The organism is uncultured Megasphaera sp. (assembly GCF_958350005.1).
In the GTDB taxonomy this organism is placed as follows: domain Bacteria; phylum Bacillota; class Negativicutes; order Veillonellales; family Megasphaeraceae; genus Megasphaera.
Map to the genome: position 1 here is coordinate 1 of NZ_CATWFF010000116.1, position 6,774 is coordinate 6,774.

Here is a 6,774-nt window from a genome sequence, read left to right on the forward strand (position 1 = left end):
AATGGAAACTATTCCATTATACTGCAATCTCCTGAAAATTGATAGTATTTGCAGGAGATTGTTCTTGATGAAAGGTTCCGGGACTTATATAATATAAGATATTATTTGAAGAAGAAGGAATCCCTATGATTTTATACCTTGCCCGGCGTCTCCTTGGCGCCGCTGCCGTGTTGTGGATCGTCATTACCCTTACCTTCGGCCTTATGCATGCCATTCCCGGCGGGCCTTTTACGCAGGAAAAGAAGCTGCCTCCTGCCGTCATGGCCACGGTGGAAGAGCGGTATCATCTGAATGATCCCCTGTGGACGCAGTATGTCGATTATGTCCGTCATGCTGCCGTCCTGGACCTGGGGCCGTCGTACAAGTACCCCGGCAAGACGGTCAATGATATTATTGCCGAAACCTTTCCCGTATCGGCTGAGCTGGGCCTTATCAGCCTGTGCCTGGCCGTAGGCTGCGGCGTACTGTTCGGCCTGGCTGCGGCGTGGTATAAAAATGGCGCCGTTGATTATGCCCTCATGATTGTGGCTACGTTGGGCGTATCTGTGCCGGGATTTATTGCCGCTGCCGTGCTGATCCAGCTGTTTGCCTTTACGTGGCCCGTCCTGCCGGCGGCTATGTGGAAAGGGCCGGCTTATGTAGTTCTGCCGGCGCTGGCTCTGGCGCTGCAGCCCATGGCCTTCGTCATGCGCCTGACCCGGTCCAGCGTCCTCGATGCGCTGGGGCAGGATTATATCCGCACTGCCCGGTCCCGCGGCGTCAGTACAGGGCGGATTTTGTTTCACCATGCCCTGCGCAATGCCCTCCTGCCTGTAGTCAGCTATTTGGGGCCCATGGCAGCGGCCTTGCTGACAGGCAGTTTTATTATTGAATCTATTTTTGCCATTCCCGGTCTGGGCCGCCATTTTGTGACCAGTATTTATAACCGCGACTACACGGTTATTCTGGGGATTACTATTTTTTACAGCTTTCTCATTATGCTGATGAATTTGCTCGTCGATCTGATATATCCGCTCCTGGATCCGCGGATTACGCTGCGCGGCGGCAAGGGGGACTGACCATGGATAGTCGTGATTTTGAACAGATTACAGCGGCAGAGCGGGAAGAACCGTATATTCCGCCGCAGACCCTGCGGGAACGGGGCTGGCAGCGGATGAAGCAGAACCGCCTGGCTCTGGGGGGCATGGCCATCGTTGCCGTCATGACCGTGCTGGCCGTCGCCGGCCCCTGGCTTTGCCCGTATACGTATGACTATCAGGATTTTGCCAATGCCAATGCCTGGCCGTCGCCGGCGCACTGGTTCGGTACCGATTCCCTGGGCCGGGATCTGCTGGTGCGCGTGCTCTACGGCGCCCGCATTTCCCTGTCCATTGGCCTGGTGGCCAGCGTGATCAACGTCGTCATCGGCGTGCTCTACGGCGGCATTGCCGGCCTGGTCGGCGGCCGGACAGACCGGATTATGATGCATATTGTCGACGTCCTGTACTCTATTCCCATGTTGCTGTATGTCATTCTGCTCATGGTCGTCTTCAAGCCGGGACTGCTCAACATTTACCTGGCTCTGGGCATTGCTTACTGGCTGGCCATGGCCCGCATCGTCCGCGGCCAGATACTGAGCCTGAAACAGCAGGACTATGTGCTGGCTGCCCGTTCGTGCGGAGCTTCGACGTGGCAGATTCTGCGGCGCCACATGATTCCCAACTGTGTAGGCCCTATTATCGTCACGCTGACCCTGTCCATTCCCGACGCGATTTTTACGGAAGCCTTTCTCAGTTTTATCGGCCTGGGCGTAGCCGCTCCCATGGCCAGCTGGGGTGTTCTGGCGTCAGAAGGGATTGCCAGTATGCGGTCCTTTCCCTTTCAGCTGGTCTTCCCGGCTATTGCCCTGAGCGTGACCATGCTGGGTTTTATGTTTCTCGGTGACGGCCTGCGCGACGCCCTGGACCCGCAGCATCAGAAAGGGGGAGAAGGATAATGGCTTTACTGGATATTCGCCACCTTCATGTATCCTTTCGGACGTACCGCGGCATTCTGGAAGCGCTCCACGACGTATCTTTGACCGTGGAAGCCGGGGAAACGGTGGGCATTGTCGGCGAGTCGGGATGCGGCAAGTCCGTAACGGCTCAGTCGGTTATGAAGCTGCTGCCCCGCGGCGCCGCTGTATACGATCAGGGAGAGGTGTACTGGCGTGGCCAGAACATCCTGCCCTGGTCGGAACGGGATATGAACCGCCTGCGGGGCCGGGACATGGCCATGGTATTTCAGGACCCCATGACAGCCCTGAACCCAGTTCTTACCATTGGCGACCAGCTTGAAGAAGGGCTGCGCCTGCACCGGAATCTGCAGAAAGAAGAGGTGCAGCGAGAAGCCCTGGACTTGCTGCAGGCTGTTGGCATTACATCGCCGGAAAAGCGGCTGCGCCAGTATCCTCATGAACTGTCTGGCGGCATGCGGCAGCGCTGTCTCATTGCCATGGCTCTGTCCTGCTCGCCGCGCCTGCTGTTTGCCGATGAACCGACGACGGCTCTGGACGTGACGACAGAAGCACAGGTACTGGCACTGATTCAGTCGCTGCAGCAGAAGATGGGTATGGCGGTTGTGCTCATTTCCCACAACCTGGGGATTGTGGCGCAAATGTGCCGGCGCATATACGTCATGTATGCCGGCTGTGTCGTAGAAACAGGGACAGCAGAAGATATTTTTTATCGCCCTGCCCATCCGTATACGCAGGGGCTGCTGGCCTCTTTACCTGATCCGGACCATAAAGATAAACCAATGCAGGGCATTGCCGGACAGGCGCCGGATCTGTTTCATATGCCGTCAGGATGCCGGTTTTTCCGCCGCTGCCCGCAGGCCATGCGGATTTGCATGACTGCCATGCCGCTGCAGTACGAGACCGGGCCGGGACACACAGCGGCGTGCTGGCTCCTGTCGCCGGAAAGGAGGCGCTTCTGTGAAACAAAACATACTGATTGAAGCGCAGCAGCTGGAGAAGAACTTTGTCGTTCGCGAAGACTGGCTGGGCCGGCCGGAGACGGTGCTGCGCGCTGTGTGTGCCGTATCTCTGGCCATACACAGCGGCGAGACCGTCGGCCTCGTCGGCGAGTCGGGGTGCGGCAAATCGACTTTTGCCCGTACGTTACTGGGGCTGTACGGCAAAAGCGGCGGCCAGATTCTCTATAAAGGCCGGTCTGTAGACGATAAGGCCGTCATGGCCGCGTATCGCCGCCATGTGCAGATGATTTTCCAGGACCCTTATTCGTCACTGGACCCGCGCATGACCGTAGAAGATATTATCAGCGAGCCCCTGATAAGCTATGGAATCTGTACCGATAGGGCTCAGCGGCTTCGCCGCGTCCGGGACCTGCTGGAAGAAGTGGATATGCGGGCCGAAGCAGCCCAGCGCTATCCCCATGAGTTCAGCGGCGGCCAGCGGCAGCGCGTCGGCATTGCCCGGGCCCTGGCTCTGGCACCGGAGTGTATCTTCTGCGATGAACCTATTTCGGCTCTCGACGTGTCCGTACAGGTGCAGATCGTCAATATGCTGAAGCGACTCCAGCAGGAACGGGGTCTGTCCTATTTGTTTATTGCCCACGATCTGGCTATGGTCCATCATGTGAGCCACCGGATTGGCGTCATGTATCTGGGACACCTTGTCGAACTGGGGCCGGGAGAAGACGTCTTTCACCGGCCTCTGCATCCGTACACCAGGCTTCTGCGCGATTCCATGGCCCGTCCTGACCCGCACAGTGTCCGCGTTGTGCCGGCTCAGGGAGAAACGCCCAGTCCCCTCGATGCCCCGTCAGGATGTGTGTTTCGGACGCGGTGTCCCCTGGCAGATGGACGGTGTGCCGCAGAAATGCCGGCACTGCAGTGCGTTTCTCCGGGAAGATATGTAGCATGCCATTATGGTGTAAGGGAGGATGGCTGATGAAACGAATACGGCAGATACTCTGTCTGATTGTCGGAATGATTCTGCTTGGCGGCTGCGGCATGGAACGGCCCGACACGGTCAGTTATGTCCTGGAAGCGGAACCGTCCCGCCTGGACCCGGCTATGACTACGTCTCTGGCCGAAAATAATACGGAACTGCAGCTCTTTGAAGGCCTGACCCGCCTGGATGAACACAATGTGCCCCAGCCGGCCCTGGCAAAGAGCTGGGATATTTCGCCAGACGGCAAAGTATATACTTTTTATCTGCGGGACAACCTGCAGTGGAGCGACGGCTCGCCCATTACGGCCGGTGATATTGAGTATTCGTGGAAGCGGGTCATGAACCCCGATACGGCCTCGGAAAATGCGTACATGATGTTCTGCATCGACAAGGGGGAAGACTATTTTCACGGCAAAGCCCAGGCGGAAGACGTTGGCGTCACAGCGCTGGATGACAAGACCCTGCAGGTGCGCCTCACGTATCCGACGGCGTATTTCCTGAACCTGACGGCTTTTCACTGTTATTACCCTGTGCCGCGGAAGCTCGTAGAAGCAAAACCGGATACGTGGGCAGCTGATGCAGAAGGCATGGTGTGCAGCGGCCCTTATAAAATTACGAAATGGATTCATTCCAGTGAAATTACGATGGTGAAAAACGAGGCCTACTGGGATGCCGATGCCGTCCGGCTGCCGTACATCCTGTTTCCTATCAGCGATTCCCAGGCGACGCGGCTGACGCTGGTGGAAAGCAATCAGGCCAATATGACTGTAGAGCCGCCGCCAGCCGACCAGGACCGTCTGGAAAAGCTGGGACTATATCATATTGCGCCGTATCTGGGCATCTATTATTACGTGTTTAATGTGCAGAAGCCGCCTTTTGACGACGTCCGCGTCCGCCGGGCCTTTGCCCTGGCTGTGCAGCGCCAGTCCCTGATTCAGCATATTGTGCGGGGCCAGAAGGAAGCGGCCTATGCCTGGGTGCCGCCGGGAATTACCGATGCCGCTACAGGTCGGGATTTCCGGGAAGAAGGGGGCAGCCTTATCGGCGAAGATGCAGCACTGGCCCGGCAGAACCTGGCCGCTGCCGGTTATGACGAAGAGCATCCTCTGCCGGAAATTACGGTGCTGTTCAATACCAATGAAATGCACAAGGCCGTAGCCGAAGCGCTGCAGGCCATGTGGAAAGACAATCTGGGCGTTGACGTGCGGCTGGTCAATCAGGAATCGAAAGTTTTCATGGCCGCCCGGGCTCAGGGCGACTATCAGCTGGCCCGGGCATCGTGGATTGCCGATTACGTAGATCCCATGTCGTTTATGGAAGTCTTTTCTGACGAAGCCAACGATGCGCAGTATCATAATCCGGAGTACAACGGGCTCATTGAGGCTGCCAAGAAAACCAATGATGAGGCGCAGCGCATGGCCTATCTTCATGAAGCAGAACGATTGCTTTTTGACGACTGCGTCATTATTCCCATCTATTACACGACCCAGCCTTACGTTGCCCAGCCGTATATTCAGGGCTATCACTGGTCGCCCCTGGGGCTGGTCGATTTTAAGCGGGCCTACATAGCAAACCCGTAGGGAGGAGAACTAAGATGAACTATACACTGGCAAAAGCCTTACCGCCAGGCAGTACGATCGGCGTCGTTGCCCCGTCGTCGACTATTGGAGATTACAAGGTGGAACCCAATGTGGCCATTTTGGAATCTATGGGCTACAAGGTCAAACTGGGCAAATCGGCCCAGGCTTCATGGGGCTACCTGGCCGGCGACGATGCTCTGCGGGCTGCTGATTTGCAGGCTGCCTTTCTGGATGATGAAATCGACGGCATAGTCTGCCTCCGCGGCGGCTACGGAGCGACGCGGATTCTGCCTTTTCTGAATTATGAAGCCATTGCGGCCCATCCCAAAGTGTTCGTAGGATTCAGCGACATTACAGCGCTGCACACCATGTTTCTCCAGCGCTGCCACATGGCGACGATTCACGGCCCCATGGTCATGTCCCTGCAGAAAGCATCGGACTATACGAAAGAATACCTGGCCCGTGGTCTGGCCGATCCCTTTGCTGCCGGCCCGGTCCTGCTGCCTCCTGAGGGCCGTCTGGAAACGATCGTTCCCGGCGATGTAACGGGAACGCTGTGCGGCGGTAATCTGATGCTTCTGGCCGTGACCGAAGGGACCCCGTACAGCCTGGATATAGAGAATATGATACTGCTCATTGAAGAAACGAGCGAGCCTGTGTATTCTCTGGACCGCCTGCTGTGCCAGCTGGAACAGTCCGGACTGATTGGCCGGGCCAAAGGGATTATATTCGGTGAATTTACGCGGTGTGAACCGGTACAGCCTGCGCCCTATGAGTTTACGGTGCAGGATATTATCTATCAGTATGCCCGTAAGTGGGGAAAACCGGCTATTTGCGGTTTCCCTGCAGGCCATGGAGCAGATAACCTGTGGCTGCCTTTGGGCCGGTCGGTCCGGCTGCACTGCACCGATACGGCAGCAGACGTGGAAATTTTATGAGAAAGCAAGGCGAGCAGCATATGAACAAGAAAGAAATGAAAGACCTTGTATGTCAGCGTGTAGATGAACTGTCTCCAGTCATAAGAGGAATAGCAGACTATCTTCATGCCCATCCGGAACTGGGCGAGCATGAAGTGCTGGCGTCGTCGTATCTGCGCCAGATCCTGTCCGATCATGGCTTTGCCGTGGAAGACATCGTGGCCGAACGGTTTCCTACGGCCTTTCATGGCTCCTTTGGGGCCGGCCCGTTCCAGATGGGCTTTTTGGCCGAATACGATGCCCTGCCGAAGATCGGCCATGGCTGCGGCCATAACCTGATTGC

General features: G+C 56.8%; 6 protein-coding genes and 1 pseudogene. All 7 read left to right on the plus strand.

Features of this window, described 5'->3' with window-relative positions; translation table 11 throughout:
- Positions 1-125: 125 nt before the first annotated feature.
- Positions 126-1,058: an ABC transporter permease gene (locus Q3886_RS07395; protein ID WP_301860658.1), complete on the plus strand. Its 933-nt coding sequence runs from the start codon at positions 126-128 to the stop codon at positions 1,056-1,058.
- Positions 1,059-1,060: 2 nt separating this feature from the next.
- The gene (locus tag Q3886_RS07400) at positions 1,061-1,975 is read left to right on the plus strand and encodes an ABC transporter permease (protein WP_301860659.1); all 915 of its coding nucleotides are present in this window, start codon (positions 1,061-1,063) and stop codon (positions 1,973-1,975) included.
- Positions 1,975-2,976: an ABC transporter ATP-binding protein gene (locus Q3886_RS07405; RefSeq protein WP_301860660.1), complete on the plus strand. Its 1,002-nt coding sequence runs from the start codon at positions 1,975-1,977 to the stop codon at positions 2,974-2,976. The genes Q3886_RS07400 and Q3886_RS07405 overlap by 1 nt, the downstream gene beginning before the upstream one ends.
- Entirely contained in the window at positions 2,954-3,931 is a 978-nt protein-coding gene (locus Q3886_RS07410; protein ID WP_301860662.1) for an ABC transporter ATP-binding protein, read from the plus strand. The genes Q3886_RS07405 and Q3886_RS07410 overlap by 23 nt, the downstream gene beginning before the upstream one ends.
- Complete coding sequence (locus Q3886_RS07415) at positions 3,931-5,514, plus strand: peptide ABC transporter substrate-binding protein (RefSeq protein WP_301860663.1); 1,584 nt, start codon at positions 3,931-3,933, stop codon at positions 5,512-5,514. The genes Q3886_RS07410 and Q3886_RS07415 overlap by 1 nt, the downstream gene beginning before the upstream one ends.
- A gap of 14 nt (positions 5,515-5,528) precedes the next feature.
- Positions 5,529-6,452 (plus strand): LD-carboxypeptidase, encoded by a 924-nt coding sequence (locus Q3886_RS07420; RefSeq protein ID WP_301860664.1) that lies wholly within the window; start codon positions 5,529-5,531, stop codon positions 6,450-6,452.
- A gap of 20 nt (positions 6,453-6,472) precedes the next feature.
- Positions 6,473-6,774 (plus strand): annotated as a pseudogene (locus Q3886_RS07425) (M20 family peptidase); the annotation flags it as partial.

Coding starts and splice junctions, on each gene's coding strand:
- Q3886_RS07400 (WP_301860659.1), top strand. CDS start 1,061: ATGGATAGTCGTGATTTTGAACAGATTACAGCGGCAGAGCGGGAAGAA.
- Q3886_RS07420 (WP_301860664.1), top strand. CDS start 5,529: ATGAACTATACACTGGCAAAAGCCTTACCGCCAGGCAGTACGATCGGC.
- Q3886_RS07415 (WP_301860663.1), top strand. CDS start 3,931: ATGAAACGAATACGGCAGATACTCTGTCTGATTGTCGGAATGATTCTG.
- Q3886_RS07405 (WP_301860660.1), top strand. CDS start 1,975: ATGGCTTTACTGGATATTCGCCACCTTCATGTATCCTTTCGGACGTAC.
- Q3886_RS07395 (WP_301860658.1), top strand. CDS start 126: ATGATTTTATACCTTGCCCGGCGTCTCCTTGGCGCCGCTGCCGTGTTG.